Origin of the sequence: Pseudomonas protegens CHA0 (assembly GCF_000397205.1) — a bacterium.
Lineage (GTDB): Bacteria > Pseudomonadota > Gammaproteobacteria > Pseudomonadales > Pseudomonadaceae > Aquipseudomonas > Aquipseudomonas protegens.
Map to the genome: position 1 here is coordinate 4,227,623 of NC_021237.1, position 19,673 is coordinate 4,247,295.

A 19,673-nucleotide genomic window follows, 5' to 3' on the forward strand; every position below is an offset into this window, starting at 1 on the left:
CCAGGCAAAAATGTTTTTCGTGAAGCAGCCGTTCTGCCCGCTGCGGGCAGTCCCTAAGCTGGCGATCAGACGCAATAACAAGGAAATGTTCAATGAAAAGATTGACCCCCACGCTGTTACTGGCCGCCATGAGTTTTGCCTCGTTGGAAGCCATGGCCGCCGCCGACCTGGTGCTGCTCAACGGCCAGGTGTTCACCGCCGACCGCGCCCAGCCCAAGGTCCAGGCCCTGGCGGTGGAGAACGGCAAGGTCCTGCAAGCCGGCAGCGATACGCAGATCAAGGCACTGATCGACAGCCACACCCGGGTCGTCGACCTGGGCGGCAAGACCCTGATGCCGGGCCTGATCGACACCCACTCCCACGCGATCTTCGGTGGCCTGGAAATGACCAGCGCCAACCTGCAGGACGAGGTGGTCAGCCTCGACGAACTGGAAAAACGCCTGCGCGCCTGGCGTGACGACGGCAGTGCCCGGCATGCCGACGTGCTCAGCATCGCCGGCATGAGCTCGGCCTACTGGGCCCAGGCCCAGGCCCTGGGCCAGCGCTTCAACCAGGGTGAATGGGCCAGGGTACCGGTGGTGTTCACCGGCAGCGATCACCATACCGCCTGGGCCAATGACTTCATGCTCCAGCGCGCCGGCATCGACGCCGCCCTGCTCAAGAGCCTGCCCGAGGCCGAGCGCGGCACCATCGGCCAACTGCCCGACGGCCGCCCCAACGGTTTCCTGGTGGACGCCGGCTGGGACCGGGTGGCCGCGAAAATGCCGGTGCCGGGGCCCGAGCAGATGCTGCGCGCCGCGCAGTCGGCCCTGCATTACAACAACAGCCTGGGGATTACCGCCTGGATGGACCCGGCCGCCAACGCCGCCCCCGGCGAAGCGGTGTTCGCCCTCAAGCCCACCGAGCACACCGTCGGCGTGCTGCCGGCCTACAAGGCCCTGGCCGAGAGCGGCGGGATGACCGCCCACGTCGCCGCCCTGCTGGTGGCCAACCCCCGCAGCCGGCCGGCCGACCTCGACACCCTGGACAAAGTGCGCCAACAGTTCCAGGGCATTCCCAACCTGACCCTGCCGGGCATCAAGATCTTCGCCGACGGGGTGATCGAATACCCGGCGCAGAGCGCGGCGATGCTCGAGCCTTACAGCAACTCGCACAAACCCGGCGAACTGCTGATCGACCCGGCGCATTTTGGCGAACTGGTCAGCGCCATCGACCAGCGCGGCTGGCTGGTGCACATCCACGCCATCGGCGACCGTGCGGTGCGTGAGTCGCTGAACGGCATCGAGCAGGCGCGCAAGGATCGCCAGAGCGGCATCAGCCACTCCATCACCCACCTGCAGATGGTCAACCCCAAGGAGTTCGCCCGCTTCAAGCCGCTCAACGTGATTGCCTCGATGCAACTGCTCTGGGCCTCGGCCGACGACTACACCCTGGACATGATCAAGCCCTACGTCAGCGCCCTGGCGTTCCGCTACCAGTACCCGGCGCACTCGCTGCTCAAGCAGGGCGCGACCCTCGCCGGCGCCAGCGACTGGCCGGTGTCGTCGCCCAACCCGTGGAACGCCATGGCCCAGGCCATCACCCGCCAGGGGCCACTGGGGGTGCTCAACGCCGACGAACGCCTGGACCGCGAAACCCTGTTCTATGCCTACACCCAGAATGCCGCGCGCACCCTGGGCCTGGAACAGCAGATCGGCTCGCTGACGGCCGGCAAGCAGGCCGACTTCATCGTCCTCGACCGCGACGTGTTTACCGTGGACGAAAAGGCCCTGCATGAAACCCAGGTGCTGCAGACCTGGTTCGCCGGCCGCGAGATCTACAGCCGCCCACTCTGACCCCGCGCCACCGTTGCACCGCCTGCCCCGCGCCCTGGTGACGCCGGGGTACGGCGGCGCCTTGCCCGCTCCCCCATAACAATCACAACAACGGGATACCCATGAAGACCCTCACCCTGCTCACCCTGGGCACCGTGTGCCTGCTGCCGCAGGCCGGCCACGCCCTGCCCCTGACCGACGACCTGGCCGTGGAGCTGGAGCTGACCCTGGCCAGCGACTACCGCACCCGCGGCATCTCCCAGACCCAGAACGACCCCGCGGCCCAGGCGGCCGTGACCCTGCTGCACAGCAGCGGCCTGTACCTGGGCACTTGGAGCTCCAACGTCGATTTCGGCGGTGGCCTGAAGACCCGCCAGGAAGTCGACTACTACGGAGGCTGGCTGTGGCAGGCCAGCGCAGACATCAGCCTGGACCTGGGCTACCTGAAGTACAGCTACCCCCGGGAAGCCCAGTTCAACCAGAGCGAGGTGTACGGCATCCTCAGCGTCTACGGGGTCAAGCTGGGGGCCTATTACTCCGACGATGCCCCCGGCATCGACAGCCAGCAGAGCACCCTGTACCGCTACCTTGGCTACGAGACCCGACTGCCCCTGGAGCTGGGGCTGCAACTGCGCTACGGCCAGATGGACTTCAAGGACCCGCGGCTGATCCGCGCCTCGGGCCAGGGCGAGGACAGCTACCACGAATGGGAAGCCAAACTGACCCGGGAAATGGCCGGTCTGGAACTGGGCCTGAGCTACATCGACACCGACCTGTCCCGCAGCCAGTGCACCAGCAACTACGGCTTCAGCGACCTGTGCGGAGCGACCTGGGTGGCCAGCATCAAGAAGACCTTCTGAGCGACCAGCCGCCCGCCCCCGTAGGAGCCGGCTTGCCGGCGAAGGGGCCCGAAAGACTGGCACCCGCCTCAAGGCCGCCTTCGCTGGCAAGCCAGCTCCTACAAAAGCCCGCAGGAACAGGCCGGCAATGCGCCCCACAAACCCCGTAGGAGCCGGCTTGCCGGCGAAGAGGCCCGACAGGCATGCGCCCTGGGATCAGCCGCGCTGCAGGATGCGGTCCATCACCCGGTCGGTCTTCAGGGCTTCGCTGGCCAGGGCCGGGTGCCGGATCTGGCCGCGGATATGGGCGTTCATGCCCTGCACGTGATGCCACTGGATGTGCGCGGGGTTGTCGATGAACAGGTTCAGGGTCTCTTCGGCTTCAAGTTGCAGCGGATGCTCGTCGAACACGGAAAAAGTGATGCGCCCCTGGCTGCCGATGATTTCCACCCGGTCTACCCGGCGGTCGGCGACGAAGTTCCAGGCGCCGCTGCCCAGCGCCCCACAGGCGAAGCGCCAACTGGCGCTGACCGCATCCTCGGCGGCATACAGCCCGGCCTGGCGGGTGCTGAAGCCGGCCACCTCGACGATATCGCCCAGCAGGTACTGGAACAGATCCAGGCCATGGCTGGCCAAATCGGCGAAATAACCGCCGCCGGCCACTTGCGGGTCGGTACGCCAGTTGGCCGCACCGCTGCGGTCGGCCTCGGAGGCAGCCTTGCTCAGGCTCCAGTGCAGGTGCCGGACCTCCCCGATACGCCCATCCGCCAGCCATTGCCGCACCTGCGCAAAGCGCGGCAAGGAACGCCGGTAATAGGAGACGAACAGATGCAGCCCGGCCTGCTCGAAGGCCTGCTGCATGGCCAGGCTTTGCCCGGCATGCAGGGCCATGGGTTTTTCCACGCAGCAATGCTTGCCGGCGGCAGCCACTTGCAGGCTGTAGGCGTAATGGCTGTCGGGGGGCGTGGCGATGTACACCGCGTCCACCTCGGGGTCGTCGATCAGGGCCTGGGCATCGGTATACCAGCGGGCAATGCCGTGGCGCTGTGCATAGTCGCGCACCGCCTCGGGGCGGCGGCCCATCACCGCCACCAGCGCCGACCCCGGAACCTTGTAGAAGGCCGGGCCACTCTTGCGCTCGGTGACACTGCCGCAACCGATCATGCCCCAGCGCACGGTCTGCAGCGGCTCGGCCCCGGTGTTCATTTCGACGCTTGCAGCGCGCGCAGGTCGAGCTGGCCGTTGTGCAGCGGCGGGCACCAGTAGTAGCCCCCGGTGATCGGCCGGCTCATGCGGTACAGGCCATCGGTGATGCCGTCTTCCAGGCCGCTCATGCGCCGCAGTTGGGCTTCGAAGGCGTTCAGGGTGTGGCCGAAGGCAAGGAACATCAGGCCACCCTTGTCACCTTCGATCCACGGCATCGAGCGGCGCACGAGAAAGGCTTCCGGGGCGAAGCTTTCCTGGGCGGTGCGCTTGACGTGTGCCGAGACCGGCGCGTCGTCCAGTTCTTCGTTGTCGCTCAGGCGCCGGCCCATGATGTGGTCGCGCTCTTGCTGGTGCATCGCGGCAAACCCCTGGAAGTCGTGCTGCCACTGCTGGATCGCGGCAAAGCTGCCACCGCGCAGGCCGTCTTCGCCCTCGGCCAGTGCGGCGGCCACGGCGGCTTCGTCCTGAGGGTTTTCGGTGCCGTCTTCATAACCGGTGAGGTCGTGGCCGGTCTTGTGGCGGAAGGTCTCGTTCATGCCGACCAGGCGCAAGGCCGGGGCCAGGGCGGCCGCCAGCTCGTTGCTGCGGTGCAGCAGCTCGCCGCGATCATCACCGTGCAGCCAGACCCACAGCGCGTGCTGGGTCGAAGGGTTGTCCACGCCCACGCCGGTCAGCGCCGGGAACGCCTTGAGCCCCTGCACTCGCGCGCCCAGGGCCTTGACCAGCGACGCGCCAAAACCTGCCACCGCCGTTGCGCCATCCACCCGTGCCAGCAACTGGTCGAGGGCCTGGGGCAACGCCTCGATGGACTCAAGGGCAAAGAACAGGTGGCGGGCCTGGGACGGAACGGGTGCAGCGAGGATGCCGGGCTGGTAGTAACTCATGGGAACTCCTGAATAAAGGCGCAGGAGTTTACCGCCATGGGCTGCCGGCGTCAGCGTCGAAACAGGCAAGGCTTGTCGCCGCTTGCGCGGCGACGTTGCAAGGCCGTGGTGAAAAGACCGGGCCGGGGTTGGCTGAGAACGGCATGGGCGGCATTGCGACGCAGCAGACGCGGGGATCTTGAGGCCGCTCAAGGTTCGACGGGAGATCGCCAAGCAAGGCCCTGCGGGCCTTTGCGCAGCCTCGCGGGCTCGGCAGCGGCTACAGGGCGGCCTTCAATGCAGCGCCGCCTCTTCGCGAAAGGCGCTGGGGCTCAGGCCGGTCCAGCGCTTGAAGGCCCGGCGGAAGCTGCGCACGTCGCTGTAGCCGACCTCTTCGGTGATGCGTTCGATGGACAGCTCCGGGTTGCCCAAGAGGTTCAGGGTTCGCGCCTGGCGCACCCGTTCCAGCAGCGCCTCGAAGGTCAGGCCGTGTTCGGTCAGGCGCCGGCGCAGGGTGCGCCCGCTCATGTTCAAATCCCCCGCCACCTGCTCGATATGGCTGCCGGCCCGCAGGTCCCGGCTCAGGGCGCGCTCCACCGCCTGGATCAGGTCCATCTTCTGGTGCACCTGGGCGCTTTCCAGTTCCAGCAGCTTGAGCGCCTGGCGCAGCGCCACCGGATGATGGTTGGGCAGCGGCGCCTGCAACCAGCGGGCCTCGATCACCATGCGCGCCTGCAGGCAGCCGAACTGCACGTGGGGGCCCAGCAACCGGGTATAGAGCTCGGCATAGGCCGGCGCGGCGTGCATGAACTCCACCCGCAGGGCCTGGAAATCCGCACTGACCAGGGCCCGGCCATAGATCAGCAGGCTGGCGAAGAACTCTTCCGCGGCAAAGATCTGCACCTCGCCGTAGGGCAGGCGGCATTGCAGCTCGACAAAGAACTCTTCGCCCTGGCGCCCGACATCGGCGCTGACGATGGTGCCGGAGGTGTGCTGATGGCGGATGCCCAGCTCGAAGGCGTCGCCCAGGGTCCGGCACAACGACAACGCATGCCCCAGCAGGCCCAGGGTGCCCAGCACATTGCGGCTGCCGACCCAGAGCCCCAGGCCCTGCTGCGGCAATGCCGCCAGGGCACGTTCGATCATCGCCACCGCCTGGCGATAGGAGATGCGCAGGGTCGGGTCCTGCAGGTCGTCCAGGGTAAAGCCCAGGCCGCGACACAGGCGCTCGGCGCTGACGCCCTTGGCTTCGGCGACATCCGCCAGGGTCTGCAGCAGGAAGGGTGAAACCAGGGCCAGCTGGTCGTGGGCATCGGCGGCTTTGATCTGCATGGGAGTGGGCTTCCGGGCCGCTTGAGCGGCTGTTTTTATTGTCGGTCAGGCACCGGTGCCAAGGCTTCACCGGCGGTTCAAGCATATCCCGTTGCCTGGGGTTTTACGGGGGAATGTAACAAAGCATTGCAAAGTGTCCGACAAAGTCCCCCTCCCTGTCCGCCAATACCCTGCCCCGCGCCCGGCCCAGGGCTTATTTCTATGGGGCGGGCGGCGTGCCTGCCGCCGCGCCCCCACTAACAATAAGAATGAGCCCAACCATGCACCCGACCCGCCTCACTCGCTCCCTGCACCTGGGCGTGGCCCTGGCCGCCTGCGCCAACCTGAATGCCCAGGCCACCGAATCCGGGGTCGACAATATCGGCCCCGGCACGGACGGCTTCTACGTGCTGCCCCTGAGCCCCGACCAGCTCCCGGAGCACATGTTCGCCTTCAACCTCTACTACAACCATTACCAGGCCAGGAAGCTCGACATCAGCTCCTTTGGCGGCAAGGTCCAGGAGGTCAGGATCACCTCCGACGCGATCATCCCGCGCCTGGACTACCTGAGCCCGCTGCGGGTCCTGGGCGGGCGCCTGGGGGGCTACGTGGCCCAGCCCTACCTGCGCCAGCAGGTGTCGCTGTACGGCCAGAGCGACCGCCGCGAAAGCATGGGCGATACCACCTTCGCGCCGATCATCCTGTGGGACATGGGCCCCGACCTGACCCTGGGCGCGGCCTTGGAAGTGACCCTGCCCACCGGGCAGTACGATGCCGATCGGCTGGCCAACACCAGCAACAACTTCACCACCTACAAGCCGCTGTTCTCCATGACCTGGCTGCCCAGCGAACGCACCGAGCTGTCGTTCAAGAGCACCTACAGCTTCAACCAGGAAAACCACGCCACCCACTACCGTTCCGGGCAGATCTTGCACTTCGACTATTCGGCCAGCTACCGCCTGACCGACGACCTGAGCCTGGGGCTCAACGGCTACTACCTGAAGCAGACCACCGACGACAAACAGAACGGCAAGACCGTGACCTTCATGGGCGAGGACGTGAGTGACGGGGTACGCGGGCAAGTGTTCGCCATCGGCCCGGCGCTGCACCTGCGCTTTCTCAGGTACGCCAGCGCCGAGATCCGCTGGGCCAAGGAGTTCGACGTGGAAAACCGCCCCGAGGGCGACATGCTCTGGGCCAAGCTGACCATTCCCTTTGCCCTGTGAAACCCGCGGCAGCCTGAAGCTGCTGCGGGCTCGGCGGGAGATCGCCAGGCAAGGGCTATACGTGGGATCAGTACACCGGCCAGCGTTCGACGATGCGCCCGCCGCGCAGGGCCAGCAGGTCGCCAAACTGCAGCAGTACCGCTTCGCTCTGCTGCGGGCGCAGGAAGACCTGGTCGTCCACCTGCAAGCCCACGGCGCGGGAGCCGTTGACCATCTCCTGGTTGGAGCTGCGACCGAACAGCTCGTTGCTCTGCAGACCCGCCGGCGATTCGAAATCCGCCAGCCAGTGGCCGCCATAGATGAAGAAGGTCTGGTGCTGGTTGCGGTCCCACCAGGAGAACAGCCGCGACTTGTCGTCCAGGGCCGGGATCCGCACCGGCCCGGTACTCTTGAGCACCGGGGTGGCGATAAAGGCGGCCGGCACGTGCTGCTCCAGGGACGCCAGGTCGTAGTGGCTGGGCTTGAGCAGTGCGGTGCCCACCGATACTTCGGTGCTCAGGCTTTCCTGCTCGTGCCGACGATAGCTGGGGCTGCCGGCGGTGTTCAGGGTCAGCTCGGCCTGCCATAGCGCCGGGTACTGCTGACGGGTGAAATCGGCAAAGCCGTTGTAGCGCTGCATGACCTTATCGAACAGGCTTTGCGGCGACCCGAGAATCCCCGGCACGCCCATGTCGACAAAGGGGTCGTAGCCCATGAACCCGGCAAACTCCAGGTGCCGGGGGTGGGCGCTGATCAGCGCCAGCATCTGCCCGAGCACGGCATGGTCCGCCACGCCGCCACGGTGCAGTCCCACATCCAGTTCGATGTTGATGCGCATCCGCGTGCCCAGGCCCTGGGCCAGCGCTAGGTACTGCTGCAGGCGTTCGGGGGTATCGAGCAGCCATTGCAGTTGCCGGCGCGGGTCGAACGGCCCCTTGAGCTGCTGGTAGAACAGCTCGACGGCGCGGATCGGCAGGGGTTTACCGAGGAGGATATCGGCGTCGGCAAATACCTCGGCGTCGTGGTTGAGAAACGGCTGGTGGAAGGACATCAGGCGCCGGGTACCGGCGCGCTGGGCGATGTAGGCCAGGAGCCCGGGCGATGGCAGGGATTTTTCCACCAGGCGCAGGTGCTTGCCACCGCGCTGCACCGACTGCATGACCACATCGATGTTGTGGTCCAGGCGATCCAGGTCGATCAGCATCACCGGTTGCATCGGCCCGTGGGCCTTGAGCTCGCGATTGAGCTCGGCGAAGTACGGGCTGTAGGGCAGGCCCCGGTCGCCGGGCCGCAGCCAGGCGCCGACACCGGCCAGCAAGACTCCGGCCCCCAGGGTGCCGGCCATGAAATGACGACGGTTCATTGTGCGCATCTCCTGTTCACGCCACACCCAGCACAGAGGCCAGGTGGGCGTTGATGAATTTGCCTTGCGGGTCCAGTGCCTGGCGCACCCTGGCGAAGGCTGCCCATTGCGGGTACAGCCCCTGCAGGGTGCGGGCGTTGAGGCTGTGGTGCTTGCCCCAGTGCGGGCGCCCCTGGTACTTCCAGAAGATCGGCTCCACGGCGGCGAAGAAGTTGTGGTGGTCCATGCTGTAGTGCTGGTGCACCGAGATCGAACAGCTGTCGCGACCTTCGAACATGCTCAGGGGAATGTCGTCGGCCTTGACGTAGCGGTACTCGATGGGAAACCAGGTGCGCAGGTCCTTGTCGCGGATCAGCGCGAGGATTTCCCGCAGGCACGCCGGCCCCAGGTGCGCCGGCACCGAGTACTCCATTTCGTTGAAGCGTACGCTGCGCACGTTGGCGTAGATCTGGTAGGAATCCCCCACCCGCTCATCGAAGCGCGCCAGCCAGCGCAGGCTGTTGAGCAGGTGGCGGCGGGTCTCGGGGAAGTCGCTGACGTACTTGTCGAGGTTTTCGATCAGGTTGACGAACTCGTTGCCGCCCTCCTCGGCCGGATCGGTGGGTGGGGTCGGCGGCTCCGTGGTTTCGTTCAGGGCTACCGCCAGGGCGTAGTCGGAGTGGGTGACCACGAGCATTTCCCAGTGCTGGTTGTCGCGGGTCAGGTTGTCCATGTCCTCCAGCAGTTCCTCGGTCTTGCCGATCCACTGTTTTTCCCGCAGGCGATAGGCCTCGCGGTTCTGCAGGCGCACCCGGGTCGCCACCCCCAGCGCGCCGAGGGACACCCGGGCGACGTGGAACACCTCGGCGTTGCGCCGGGGGTCGCAGTCCAGCACTTCGCCGCTGGCGGTCACCAGTTGCAGCCCGCAGACCCGGGACGAATAGGAACCGAAGCCGACCCCGGTGCCGTGGGTGGAAGTGGCAATCGCCCCGGCCAGGGTCTGGTAGTCGATATCCGCCATGTTCCACAGCGCCTGCCCCACCTCCTTGAGCGCCGGGCCCATCAGCGACATGGGCGTGCCGGCGGCGAATTCGGCTTGCAGGGTCTTGGGGTCGTGGTCCAGCAGGCCGTTGAAATAGGCCAGGGACAGCAAGGTGCCGTCGGTGGGCACCAGGGCGCTGAAGGAGTGCCCGGCACCCACCGGGCGGATCTTGCCCGGGGCCTGGCGGACCACCTGGCGCAGTTCATCCAGGTCCTTGGGCGCCAGCCGCGCCTGGGGCAGGCAGCTTTGCGCGCCGGACCAGTTGCGCCATGGAATCAGCCGCGGGGCGCGGGCCAGTTCGGCCAGCAGCGGGTTGCTGCACAGCGCGCTGAACGCGCCGAGGGCGCCGGCCCCTTGCAGCAGCCGGCGTCGGGAAAGGTGCATGACCATGAAGGGGGAACCTGTGCTTTTTATTGGAATGAATGGCCGGACATGAAGCTGATCAGGGCCAGGAACTGCTCTTCGCTGCACTGCATGCACTGGCCCATGGGCGGCATGCCCTGGTAGCCGTTGATGCTGTGGTCCAGCAGGGTGTCGGCGCCCTGGGCCAGGCGCGGCGCCCAGGCCTTGGCATCGCCGGCCAGGGGCGCGCCGGAGGCCGGGTTGGCATGGCACAGCTGGCAGCTGCTGGTGTAGACCTGGGCCAGGGCCGGGTCGGCCGGGCTCTGGCGGGCGGCGTCGAGGCGCACGGCAGCAGGCGGTTCAGCCTCGCCGCAGGCGCTCAGCAGCAGCCCCAGGGCCAGGCCCAGGGCGCTACGAATCGGTAGCCAAGAGTGGCGCCGCAACGGGCGCGAACAGGCGGGGGGGACAGTGGGCATCGGCGGTCCTCAGTGCGGCCAGGGCAAGGGGCCCGCCCCGGCGACAGCGGCGGACCACACCCGGCCACACTAAGACACCCGCGCCCCGGGGTTGAGGGCATTGGCGGCCAGCCAAGGGGACAGGCTCGGCCAGCCAGGGCGCGCACGGTCAGCCAGAGGCTGCCTGCATGGCAACGGGCCCATGCCTGCCCCGCGCCTTACTTGATCCGGTAGTGGAAGGTGTTGCGCACCGCCGGCACCGTTACCGCCTGGCCATCGATCAGCCGCGGCTGGTAACGGAAGGTCGCCACCGCTGCCAGGGACGGGCGCATGAACAGGGGGTGGCAACCGTCGATGACCTTGGGGTTCTCCACCCGCCCCTGGGGGTTGACGCTGTATTCCACGGTGCAGTCGCCTTCCAGGTTCTTGTCCAGGGCCCGTTGCGGGTAGTCCGGGGCCTCCTTGCTCAGGGGCTGGTACTGGCGACTGTCGGCCGCAGCCTGGGCCGCCTGCTGGCGCGTGCGCTCGGCAGCCAGCCGCGACTGTTCGGCACGCTGGGCCTGCGCTTGTTCCTGGGCCACACGTTGCTCGGTATCGCGCTGGCGCTGCTCGGCCTCCAGGCGCTCGCGCTGCTGCTCCTGCACCTGCTCACGTTTCTTGTCTTCCACACGCTTGCGCGCCAGGGCCGCCTGCTCCAGCTTCTGCGCCTGTACCTGGGGGTCAACCCGGGGCCTGGCCGGCTCCGGCGCAGCCGCGGGCGGTGGCGTTGACGGTGGCTGTGGCGCCACCTCGGCCACCGCCGGCAGCGGTTCCGCGGGGGCGGCAGGCGGCGCCAGCATCACCAGTTGGGTGGTCAGTACCGGCGGCGTCTCGACCTGCGGCTTGTCCACCGACCAGCCCAGCACCAGCGCCACCAGCACTCCGGCGTGCAGGGCCAAGGCCAGGCTGGCCGCCAGGCTGTTGCGCCAGAAGCCGGACGCCTCGGGCCGCAGGGGCATCGCGGTGGGGTTGTGCATGATCATCGCCGTCATTGCGGGGCCTCGGTCACCAGCCCCAGGTTGTGTACCCCGCCCTGCTGCAACGCGGCCATGGCCGCCACCACGCTGGCATAGGCGGCGTCCTGGTCGGCGCGGATATACACCTGGGTGTCGCCGCGCCGGGCAATCACCTGGGCCACCTTGGCGCGCATCTGCTCAAGGTCCACAGCGCTGTCGGTCTGGTTCCGGGTGTCCAGTTCACCGCCCAGGTTCCAGTAGTAGCCGCCACCGGCCTGCACCGACAGGGTGAGGATCTGCTGGCGGCTGTCGATGGCCAGGGCTTCGCTGGCGACCTTGGGCAATTCGATCTTCACCCCCTGGGTGAGCATCGGCGCGGTGACCATGAAGATCACCAGCAGCACCAGCATCACGTCGATGTAGGGCACCACGTTCATTTCCGCCTTGGGTCCGTGCTTGCGTTGCGGCCGGGTCAACATCGGCTTGCTCCTTCTCTCAGGCGGCCACGGCCAGGTGGCTCGGGGCGCCCTGCAAGGTGCGATGCAGGCGTACTTGCAGTTCATTGCCAAAGGCGTAGTAGCGGGTCAGCAGGGTCTGGCTGCGGGCCGAAAAGCGGTTGTAGGCAATCACCGCGGGAATGGCCGCGAACAGGCCGATGGCGGTGGCGATCAGCGCCTCGGCAATGCCCGGGGCCACGGTGGAAAGGGTCGCCTGCTGCACCTGGGACAGGCCGAGGAAGGAATTCATGATCCCCCACACGGTGCCGAACAGGCCGATATAGGGGCTTACCGAACCCACAGTGGCGAGAAACTGCAGGCCCTTTTCCAGGCGGGTTTCCTGCTCGCTGATGGCCACGTACAAGGCCCGTTCCACACCCTCCAGCACCCCTTCTCCGGCACCGCCGGGCTGGCCGCGCAGGTGGCTGAACTCCTGGTAGCCGGCGGCAAAGATCGGCTCCACGCCGCCTTCGGCGTCGCTGCCCTTGGCCACTTCGCGGTACAACGGCAGCAGCTCGGGGGCGGCGCGAAAACGCTGGATGAAAGCCTGGAAGCGCAGCTCACGACCGCGCAGCACGGCGCCACGCTGGATGATCAGGTACCAGCTGAGCAAGGACGCCAGGAGCAAGGTCAGCATCACCGCCTTGACCAACAGGCTGGCATCGCTGATCAGCCCCCAGATGCTCATGTGTTCGAGTGTGGCCTGCATGGTGGAACTCCTTCTCGGGTGCCCGCCTGGGCTGGCGGGGCTATTCGATGACATTCAAATGACAAGGTGATGACCGCCGGCTCAGGGCAGCTTCAGGGCCTGGGTGACCTCGGCCCAGGGCACGAACTTGAAGTTCTGGGTCTGCTCGGGCATGCGCTTGCGCCCGTCCTGGACCACCAGCAGGCCCTGGCTCCAGGGCCCGCCGAGGTTGGCCGAGGTGACTTCCAGGCCATCGGTTTCCGAGGCGCCGTCGATCCCCGCGCGGGCGTTGAGGCTGACCCGGAAGGCGCCATGGGAAGCGAACGGCGGTTCGGCATCCAGCACCAGGTAGCTGTCGTTGCCCTGGCTGGAAATCACCAGGTAGTCGCGGGCGTTGCTCTGGTACAGGGCCAGGCCCTCGACATCGGCCTGCAACAGGCCGCCGACCTTGATCACGCTGTGCAGGGTCGCCGGCTGCTCGGGCCGGGCATCCACCGCCCACACGCCAACGTCCTCTTCACCGAGGAACAGGCGCTGGCGCTGGTCATCGGCGACACAGCCCTCGGGCTGGCTGGCCACCTTGAACCGGCGCACCAGCTCGCCCTGGGCGGTACCGCCGGGGGCGCTCAGGCGGTACTGGACGAAGGTGCCGTCCTTGTCGTTGGCAATGGCGTAGATCTCGCCACTGGCCGGCTGGAACAGGCAGATGCCGTAGATTTCCTTTAGCGGCGTGGGCACCTCCCCGGCCTCGCTCAGTTCGCCGCTGGCGCGGTCGATGGCGAACAGGCTGAGGCTGTTGCGGTCGCGGTTACTGGCCACGGCCAGGTCCACACGGCGCTCGCCGAGCTGGAAGTTGGGCCGCACGTCGACGTTGTTCAGGCGCCCCACTGCCAGCTCCTGCAACAGCTTGCCCTGCAGGTCGTAGGCCAGCAGGCCCTGCTTCTTGTTGGTGCCCAGCACCCGGCTCAGGGAGGGCTGCTGCGGGTGGACCCAGATCGCCGGGTCATCGGCGGCATCGCCCTGGCGCCCCACCGGCTCGCTCTGTGCCGCCGCCTGTACGGTGGGCAATACCGGCGGCAGGGCCACCGGGGTGGCCTGCCAGTTCAACTGGCCCTGGTACAGGCGCCCGTCCTCGTCATCGCGCAGCAAGACCTGCAGGCCTTTGTCGCTGGCGCGCAGGGCGATGTTTTCCGGTTCCTTGAGGCCGGCCAGGGGCAACGTGGCCTGGGCCACCCAGCCTTTTTCCTGCTGCTGATAGAGATGCAGTTGCGCGGCCTTCGGGTCCAGGCCCAGCACCCCGCCCGGCACCCGGGCCATGGCCCCGGCGCTTTTCCTGATGTCGCCAAAGGGCGCGCGCAGGGCCACCGGCTGGCGCGCGGTGTCGGCTTCGGCATGGGCCGGGTAGGCCCACCAGCCGACATTCTGTTCATTGACCAGCAGTTGCTGGGCGGCATCGTCCACCTGGCAGAACTTGGCCTCCGGCGGCAGGGGCAGGCCACGTACCCGCTGCGGCTCGGCGCTCAGTTGCGCGCCGTGGCCCACCAGCCACTGCTCGCCCTTGCCCTCCTCGCCCACCAGGAACAGGAACAGGTTGCTGGCCTCGTCGCGGTACAGGCACAGGCCGTTGACCGGGTAGTCCCGAGTGGGCAGGTACAACGGCTGGCCCCAGGTGCGGCTGGCCGGGTCGAGGCTCACCAGCAGTGCCTGCTGGCGCTGGTTGTCGAGGCTGGCCACCAGCAGTTGCCCACCGGCGGCGCGGCTGTCCAGGCCGTTGAACGAGCCCTTGAAGCGGGCCAGCTGGCGGCCCTGTTCGTCCACCAACAACAGGCCTTCGCGCTCGCTGGCCAGCAGCCGGTCGGCGCCTGTGCCGGCGGGCACGAAACCCAGGCCGGTAACGCCCGGGGTCTGCTCGGCCCAGGGCTTGAGGTTCAGGCCGGGCACGCTGGGGGCAGCCAGGGCGGCGCCACAGGTCAAGCCAATGCACAGGGCCAGCAGGCGGTTTCTTGCGGTCGATACAGTGCTCATCACAATCCTTGGGTGTGCGGTCGGGCAAGGGCCCGCTACTTAGAAATGGGTGAAGGTCAGGCCGAGCTTGTAGGTCGGGCCGTATTCCTCGTACTGGGCGTTGTAGGAGCGGTTGCCGGTGTAGACGAAGTACGGCTGGTCGGTGAGGTTCTGCGCCTCGAAGCTCAGTTGCAGGTTCTTGGTCAGGGAGTACTTGGCACTGAAATCGACGAAGGTCTGGGCATCCACATGCAGGTCGTGGGCCTTGTCGCTGATGGAGGCCAGCTCATAGAGGTAGGCCGATTTGTAGTTGGCCGACAGGCGCAGGCTGAGCTTGTCGTCTTCCCAACCGAGCATCAGGTTGCCCACGGTGTCCGACTGGTTGGGCAGGTCGATGTCGCGCTTGCGGTTGACCCCGGCCTTCTGGTCGAAGCCCTCGATGCTCGCACTGGAGCGGCTGAAGGTGCTGTTGGCGCCCAGCAGCAGGCCGTTCCACGGCGCCGGCAGCCAGTCGAATTTCTGCGAATAGGCCAGTTCCAGGCCGTACAGCTTGGCGCTGTCGCCGTTGGCGAAAGTGTGCGCCTCGGAGAACCCGCTCCAGGCGCCGGTGCCGGCCAGGTCGGTGTTGTAGACAAAGTTCTGGATGTCCTTGTAGAACACGAAGGCCGAGACGCTGCCGGCGCGGCCCATGTAGTGCTCGATGCCCAGGTCCAGGTTGCTCGACTCCAGGGGCTTGAGGTCGGGGTTGCCGAAGGTCGCCTCGTCGCCGTCGATGACAAAGCCCGGGGCCAGTTGGCCGAAGGTCGGGCGCACCACGCTCTTGGTCCAGGCCGCGCGGACCTGGGTGTTCTTGTCCAGCTGGTAGCGTGCGTGCAGCCCCGGCAGCCAGTGCTGGTAGCGGCGTTGGGTGTCGGTGGCGGTGAAGGCGCCGTCGGTGACCCCGGTGCCCTTGGCCTCGAACTCGGTACCCTCGTAGCGCAGGCCGGCGATGAAGCGCCAGTCGTCGATGTCCAGGGTGTTCATGAAGTAGCCGGCGTTGATGTCTTCGCGAATCTTGAAGTCGTTGACCCGGGATTCTTCCTCGTCGTAGAAGGCCGCCTGATTCAGGCCGCCGATCAGTTGCTTGATGGCGCCGCCACTGATGCCCGGGCCGAAGCGGCCGAGGGAATAGTCCACATTGCCCTTCTGGAACTGCCCGAGGTTGAGCTGCTGGTCGGTAAAGCCCAGGGTGTCGAAGTCCTTGTAGACCCAGGCTTCCAGGTCGTTGTCCTTGTTGCGCCGGCTGACTTTGCCGCCGAACTTGAACTGCGCGGCGTAGCCACTCAGGTCATAGTCCCGGGCCAGGTCCAGGCGCAGGTTCTTCTCGGTGTCGGTGGTGTTCTGCTTTTCCCAGTCGACCTTGTCCAGGGTGAAGTTGGCCGGGTCATAGAAACCGGCGCCGATCACCGGGCGCGGCTTGCCGTTGTCGTAGAAGCCGCTGTCGGAAAAATCGCTGTTGCCCTTGAAGGTGGCCCCGGCGATATGCGCCGGGCTGTCTTCGCTGGAACGGCTGTAGCCGGTCTGGCCGCTGAGGGTCCACAGGCCCAGCTGGCGCTCGCCGCCGAACACGTAGGACTGGATCTCCTGGGTTTCCTCGCGCTGCTTGAGCTTGCGCGAGGCTTCGGCATCACCGCGCTCGCCGGCCGCCAGGGGATCGGCGAACTCGATGCTGGTGGAGTTGCGGGTCTCGCTGTCCTTGTAGCGGCTGTACAGGGTGCGCAGGTAGTAGCTGCTGCTGTCGTCGGGCTTGTAGTCGAAGTTCAGGCCGCCACCGGCGCGCTCGCGGCTGATGGCGTAGTCGCGCTGCTCGAACTCCTGCAGCTTGGCGCCTTGTTCGAAGTCCCAGGCGCCACCGGTCTCGACGTTGTCGGAGCCGAAATCGCGCTTCTGCCAGCTCAGGGCCGCGGCCACGCCGAAGTTGTCGACGCCGTCGCCGAGGCTGAAGCGGTTGCTCGCCGCGCCGGAGAATTTCGGGCTGGTCTGGCGCGTGTTCTGGTCGTAGCTGGCCTCACTGCTGCCGGTGTAGAACAGGCCCTTGTGGTCGAAGGCCGAGAGGCTTTTCACATCCACGGTGCCACCCAGGGAGTTGGCGTCCATGTCCGGGGTCAGGGTCTTGATCACTGACAGCGACTGCACCAGTTCCGAGGGCAGTACATCCAGGGCCACGGCCCGGCGGGCGCTTTCCGGCGAGGGCACCAGGGTGCCGTTGATGGTCACGCTGTTGAGGTCCGGGCCCAGGCCGCGGACGCTGACAAAGCGCCCTTCGCCCTGGTCGCGCTCGATGCTGATGCCCGGCAGGCGCTGCGCCGCCTCGGCGACGTTCTGGTCCGGCAATTGGGCCACGCCGTCGGCGTGCACCACGCTTTCGATGCTGTCCGAGCGCCGCTGCTCCTTGAGCGCCTGGTCGATGCTGGCGGCCTGGCCCACCACTTCCACATGCTCGGTGGCCGCAGGTTCCGCAGCGCTCAAGCGTTCACTGGCGATGGCCATGGCCAGCGCGGTCAAGGTAAAGCTGACAAGCCCGGGACTGCTGCGCTTGTACATGTTGGTCCTCCCCCAAGAGTCCGCTAACGCCGGGCAAGAGGCCCGGCAACTGGGAGGGCACGCTAGGGTCGGCGAATGACGGTTCTGTGACAGGCCTGGGCGGCAACGGGCCAAAACGCCCCATTGCCCGGCTTTCGCCCCGGCAAATGAGCTGAATTGACCCCTATCCCCCGCCAGGCGCAGGTCTTGCGGGCCTCTTCGCCGGCAAGCCGGCTCCTGCAGTTCCGTGGTGCACCCACCGCCCCGTAGGAGCGGGCTTGCCCGCGAACGCCATTCCCCGCCAGGCGCAGGTCTTGCGGGCCCCTTCGCCGGCAAGCCGGCTCCTGCGGGCCGAAAAAAAACGCATTCGCCGTGAGCTGATTCGACCTCACGCCGGGTTTCCCCGGCGTCACCCCACTGTCACAAACATCTGCTGTGCTGGCGCCCTCTCACTCCTGGCAAAAAGGATCGCGGCCATGTTCTCCGTGCTCAAACCCCACCGCTGGAAACTCGCCGTGCTGTTGCTGGCGGCCAATGCCGGGCTGCTGTTGCACCTGGCCTGCGGCAGCCTGAAATCGGTCAGCGAGTGGCAGTGGCTGGACATCATCGGCGAAGGCGGCTCGGCGCTCCTGGCCCTGGTCTGGCTCGGGCTGGTGCTCAAGAGCCGCCCCGCCGGGCGGGTCACCAACTACCTGGCCCTGGGCCTGAGCTGCATTTTCTTTTCCTGGTGGATCGACAGCCTCGACGAGTTCATCCGCCTGCCCGACAGCATCACCTGGGACCACTGGCTGGAGTCCGGGCCGATGCCCATCGGCATGATCCTGCTGACCATCGGCATCTACCACTGGCACCGCGAACAGCTGGCCATCAGCGCGCAGATGGAAAAGAAGGAGCGACTGTTTCGCGAGCATCGCCAGTTCGACAAGCTCACCCCCCTGGCCGGCGCCGACTACCTCAAGCGCGAGCTGGCCAGCAGCCTGCAAGACAGCCGCCGCCAGCAGCAGCCGCTGTCGCTGCTGGCCCTGGACCTGGACCACTTCGCCGCGATCAACCAAGACTACGGCCATGCCGAAGGCGATGCGGTGCTGCAGGCCCTGAGCCATGTGCTGCTGCTCAACCTGCGGCGCCAGGACCTGCTGTGCCGGCTGGCCGGCGACCGCTTCGTGGTGCTGCTGCCCAACACCGGGGAAAGCCAGGCACGGCTGCTGGCCCTGGAGCTGCAACAGGCGGTGCAGGGCCTGGCACACAAGACCCGGCAACACGGCGAGCGCCTGCACCTGGCGGCCAGCACTGCGGTAGTGATGGCCCTGGAGGAAACCCCGGAGGGGCTGCTCAAGCGCCTCAACCTGGCCCTGGCCCGGGCCAAGCAGCCCCTGGCAAAAACCGCCTGAGGCGCCGTCATGACCGTGAAGACCAGTTGGTACGAAGCCGATACGCGGTTTATCCCCGGGCACTATCAACCGGCAGCGCTGATCGACCTGGCGCTGTCCCGGGACATCGACAGCCACCGCCTGCTGCGCGGCACCGGGCTGTTCCACGAGGACATCCTGGCCGGCCAGACCCGCCTCAGCCCGCAGCAGTTCCTGGCGCTGATCGGCAACGGCCGGCGCCTGCTGGATGCCGACGACAGCAGTTTCCTGTTTGGCCAGCGCCTGCTGCCCGGGCACTACGGCGCCGCCAGCCATGCCCTGCGCCATGCGCAGAACCTGCACCAGGCCCTGGACGCCCTGGTGCAGCAGCAGGCGCTGCTCAGCCCCCTGGCCAGCCCGCGCCTGGTGCTGGACGAGCATCACGCCTACTGCTACTGGCTGGACAGCTGCGGCGCCGGCGAGCACTGGCGGTTCCTCCTGGAAGCCAGCATGACTTCACTGGTGGCCATGAGTCAGTGGCTGGCCGGCCAGCGCCTGCCCTGGGAATGCAGCTTCAGCCACAGCGAGCCGCGCTACGTCGAGCAGTACTGGGTGCACCTGGGGGAACAGACCCAGTTCCAGCGGCCCCTGGACCTGATGCGCATCCCCCGGCAATACCTGACCCGGCCCTGGCCCGGGGCCTCGGCCACCGCCGGCCAGGTGGCGCGCCTGGAGGCCGGCGAGCACCTGCGCCAACTGGGGTTTGCCAGCAGTTTCCTCGACACCCTGTACCGCTACCTGAAAACCCAGGTACGCCACACCCCGAGCCTGGAGCAGGCGGCCCAGGATTTCGCCATGAGCCCGGCCACCCTCAAGCGCAAGCTGAGCAAGCACCACAGCGGCTACCAGCAACAGGTGGACCGGGTGCACAAGCACGTGGCGCTGTACCTGTACCAGATCAAGGGCTGGAGCAACGAGGCGGTGGCCGAGTACCTGAACTTCAATGACCCGGCCAACTTCCGCCGGTCATTCAAGCGCTGGACCGGCAGCACCCCGAGCTTGATCCGGCAGTTGCTGGGCAGCGGCTGAAACGTTTAATCTCGAACCACGACCGCTGACGCGCCGCGGGCCCGCACAGGGGCGCCGCGGGCCGTCGCGC

General features: G+C 67.2%; 16 protein-coding genes. 5 read left to right on the forward strand and 11 right to left on the reverse strand.

The genetic code is table 11. The annotated features are described in order from the left end of the window. The first annotated feature begins 92 nt into the window (after window positions 1-92). Both PFLCHA0_RS18675 and PFLCHA0_RS18680 read left to right on the forward strand, forming a co-directional pair. Window positions 93-1,835, forward strand: coding sequence for an amidohydrolase (locus tag PFLCHA0_RS18675; RefSeq protein ID WP_015636119.1), 1,743 nt, complete (start codon window positions 93-95; stop codon window positions 1,833-1,835). Window positions 1,836-1,936: 101 nt separating this feature from the next. Then, window positions 1,937-2,674, forward strand: coding sequence for a TorF family putative porin (locus PFLCHA0_RS18680; protein ID WP_015636120.1), 738 nt, complete (start codon window positions 1,937-1,939; stop codon window positions 2,672-2,674). Window positions 2,675-2,869: 195 nt separating this feature from the next. Here the strand turns inward: PFLCHA0_RS18680 and PFLCHA0_RS18685 are convergent, their stop codons facing one another. The 3 genes from PFLCHA0_RS18685 to PFLCHA0_RS18695 form a co-directional block, all read right to left on the reverse strand. Continuing rightward, window positions 2,870-3,838, reverse strand: a complete 969-nt coding sequence (locus PFLCHA0_RS18685) for a Gfo/Idh/MocA family protein (RefSeq protein ID WP_172621767.1) — start codon at window positions 3,836-3,838, stop codon at window positions 2,870-2,872. Window positions 3,839-3,855: 17 nt separating this feature from the next. After that, complete coding sequence (locus PFLCHA0_RS18690; RefSeq protein ID WP_015636122.1) at window positions 3,856-4,743, reverse strand: Dyp-type peroxidase; 888 nt, start codon at window positions 4,741-4,743, stop codon at window positions 3,856-3,858. 273 nt (window positions 4,744-5,016) lie between these two features. Then, window positions 5,017-6,054, reverse strand: a complete 1,038-nt coding sequence (locus tag PFLCHA0_RS18695) for an AraC family transcriptional regulator (protein WP_011061981.1) — start codon at window positions 6,052-6,054, stop codon at window positions 5,017-5,019. A gap of 260 nt (window positions 6,055-6,314) precedes the next feature. Between PFLCHA0_RS18695 and PFLCHA0_RS18700 the strand changes: the two genes are divergently transcribed. Further along, window positions 6,315-7,259 (forward strand): SphA family protein, encoded by a 945-nt coding sequence (locus PFLCHA0_RS18700; protein ID WP_041752362.1) that lies wholly within the window; start codon window positions 6,315-6,317, stop codon window positions 7,257-7,259. Between the two features lie 67 nt (window positions 7,260-7,326). Here PFLCHA0_RS18700 and PFLCHA0_RS18705 read toward each other — a convergent pair whose 3' ends face one another. The 8 genes from PFLCHA0_RS18705 to PFLCHA0_RS18740 form a co-directional block, all read right to left on the reverse strand. Further along, window positions 7,327-8,532 carry a DSD1 family PLP-dependent enzyme gene (locus PFLCHA0_RS18705; RefSeq protein ID WP_172621768.1) on the reverse strand — a complete coding sequence of 402 codons (1,206 nt, stop codon included), beginning with the start codon at window positions 8,530-8,532 and terminating at the stop codon, window positions 7,327-7,329. 85 nt (window positions 8,533-8,617) lie between these two features. Further along, a complete protein-coding gene (locus PFLCHA0_RS18710) occupies window positions 8,618-9,946 on the reverse strand; it encodes a D-arabinono-1,4-lactone oxidase (protein WP_172621769.1) in 1,329 nt (442 codons plus the stop codon). 86 nt (window positions 9,947-10,032) lie between these two features. Continuing rightward, window positions 10,033-10,440 (reverse strand): c-type cytochrome, encoded by a 408-nt coding sequence (locus PFLCHA0_RS18715; RefSeq protein WP_015636126.1) that lies wholly within the window; start codon window positions 10,438-10,440, stop codon window positions 10,033-10,035. A gap of 197 nt (window positions 10,441-10,637) precedes the next feature. Next, window positions 10,638-11,450, reverse strand: a complete 813-nt coding sequence (locus tag PFLCHA0_RS18720) for an energy transducer TonB (protein ID WP_015636127.1) — start codon at window positions 11,448-11,450, stop codon at window positions 10,638-10,640. After that, a complete protein-coding gene (gene tolR, locus PFLCHA0_RS18725) occupies window positions 11,447-11,893 on the reverse strand; it encodes a protein TolR (RefSeq protein WP_015636128.1) in 447 nt (148 codons plus the stop codon). Before tolR ends, PFLCHA0_RS18720 begins: the two co-directional genes overlap by 4 nt. A 16-nt stretch (window positions 11,894-11,909) precedes the next feature. Beyond that, a complete protein-coding gene (tolQ, locus tag PFLCHA0_RS18730) occupies window positions 11,910-12,620 on the reverse strand; it encodes a protein TolQ (RefSeq protein ID WP_015636129.1) in 711 nt (236 codons plus the stop codon). 81 nt (window positions 12,621-12,701) lie between these two features. Continuing rightward, window positions 12,702-14,624: a phytase gene (locus tag PFLCHA0_RS18735; protein ID WP_015636130.1), complete on the reverse strand. Its 1,923-nt coding sequence runs from the start codon at window positions 14,622-14,624 to the stop codon at window positions 12,702-12,704. 39 nt (window positions 14,625-14,663) lie between these two features. Then, the gene (locus PFLCHA0_RS18740; protein WP_015636131.1) at window positions 14,664-17,186 is read right to left on the reverse strand and encodes a TonB-dependent receptor; all 2,523 of its coding nucleotides are present in this window, start codon (window positions 17,184-17,186) and stop codon (window positions 14,664-14,666) included. A 455-nt stretch (window positions 17,187-17,641) separates the two neighbouring features. Between PFLCHA0_RS18740 and PFLCHA0_RS18745 the strand changes: the two genes are divergently transcribed. Together PFLCHA0_RS18745 and PFLCHA0_RS18750 are read left to right on the forward strand one after the other, a co-directional pair. Next, window positions 17,642-18,556, forward strand: a complete 915-nt coding sequence (locus PFLCHA0_RS18745) for a GGDEF domain-containing protein (protein WP_015636132.1) — start codon at window positions 17,642-17,644, stop codon at window positions 18,554-18,556. Window positions 18,557-18,565: 9 nt separating this feature from the next. Continuing rightward, complete coding sequence (locus PFLCHA0_RS18750) at window positions 18,566-19,603, forward strand: AraC family transcriptional regulator (protein WP_011061992.1); 1,038 nt, start codon at window positions 18,566-18,568, stop codon at window positions 19,601-19,603. Window positions 19,604-19,673 lie beyond the last annotated feature (70 nt).

What these genes read in the sequence shown, in the direction of transcription:
- PFLCHA0_RS18715 (WP_015636126.1), bottom strand. Translation starts at nt 10,440, where the DNA reads ATGCCCACTGTCCCCCCCGCCTGTTCGCGCCCGTTGCGGCGCCACTCT.
- PFLCHA0_RS18735 (WP_015636130.1), bottom strand. Translation starts at nt 14,624, where the DNA reads ATGAGCACTGTATCGACCGCAAGAAACCGCCTGCTGGCCCTGTGCATT.
- PFLCHA0_RS18700 (WP_041752362.1), top strand. Translation starts at nt 6,315, where the DNA reads ATGCACCCGACCCGCCTCACTCGCTCCCTGCACCTGGGCGTGGCCCTG.
- PFLCHA0_RS18695 (WP_011061981.1), bottom strand. Translation starts at nt 6,054, where the DNA reads ATGCAGATCAAAGCCGCCGATGCCCACGACCAGCTGGCCCTGGTTTCA.
- PFLCHA0_RS18745 (WP_015636132.1), top strand. Translation starts at nt 17,642, where the DNA reads ATGTTCTCCGTGCTCAAACCCCACCGCTGGAAACTCGCCGTGCTGTTG.
- PFLCHA0_RS18675 (WP_015636119.1), top strand. Translation starts at nt 93, where the DNA reads ATGAAAAGATTGACCCCCACGCTGTTACTGGCCGCCATGAGTTTTGCC.
- PFLCHA0_RS18690 (WP_015636122.1), bottom strand. Translation starts at nt 4,743, where the DNA reads ATGAGTTACTACCAGCCCGGCATCCTCGCTGCACCCGTTCCGTCCCAG.
- PFLCHA0_RS18720 (WP_015636127.1), bottom strand. Translation starts at nt 11,450, where the DNA reads ATGACGGCGATGATCATGCACAACCCCACCGCGATGCCCCTGCGGCCC.
- PFLCHA0_RS18740 (WP_015636131.1), bottom strand. Translation starts at nt 17,186, where the DNA reads ATGTACAAGCGCAGCAGTCCCGGGCTTGTCAGCTTTACCTTGACCGCG.
- tolQ (WP_015636129.1), bottom strand. Translation starts at nt 12,620, where the DNA reads ATGCAGGCCACACTCGAACACATGAGCATCTGGGGGCTGATCAGCGAT.
- PFLCHA0_RS18680 (WP_015636120.1), top strand. Translation starts at nt 1,937, where the DNA reads ATGAAGACCCTCACCCTGCTCACCCTGGGCACCGTGTGCCTGCTGCCG.
- tolR (WP_015636128.1), bottom strand. Translation starts at nt 11,893, where the DNA reads ATGTTGACCCGGCCGCAACGCAAGCACGGACCCAAGGCGGAAATGAAC.
- PFLCHA0_RS18750 (WP_011061992.1), top strand. Translation starts at nt 18,566, where the DNA reads ATGACCGTGAAGACCAGTTGGTACGAAGCCGATACGCGGTTTATCCCC.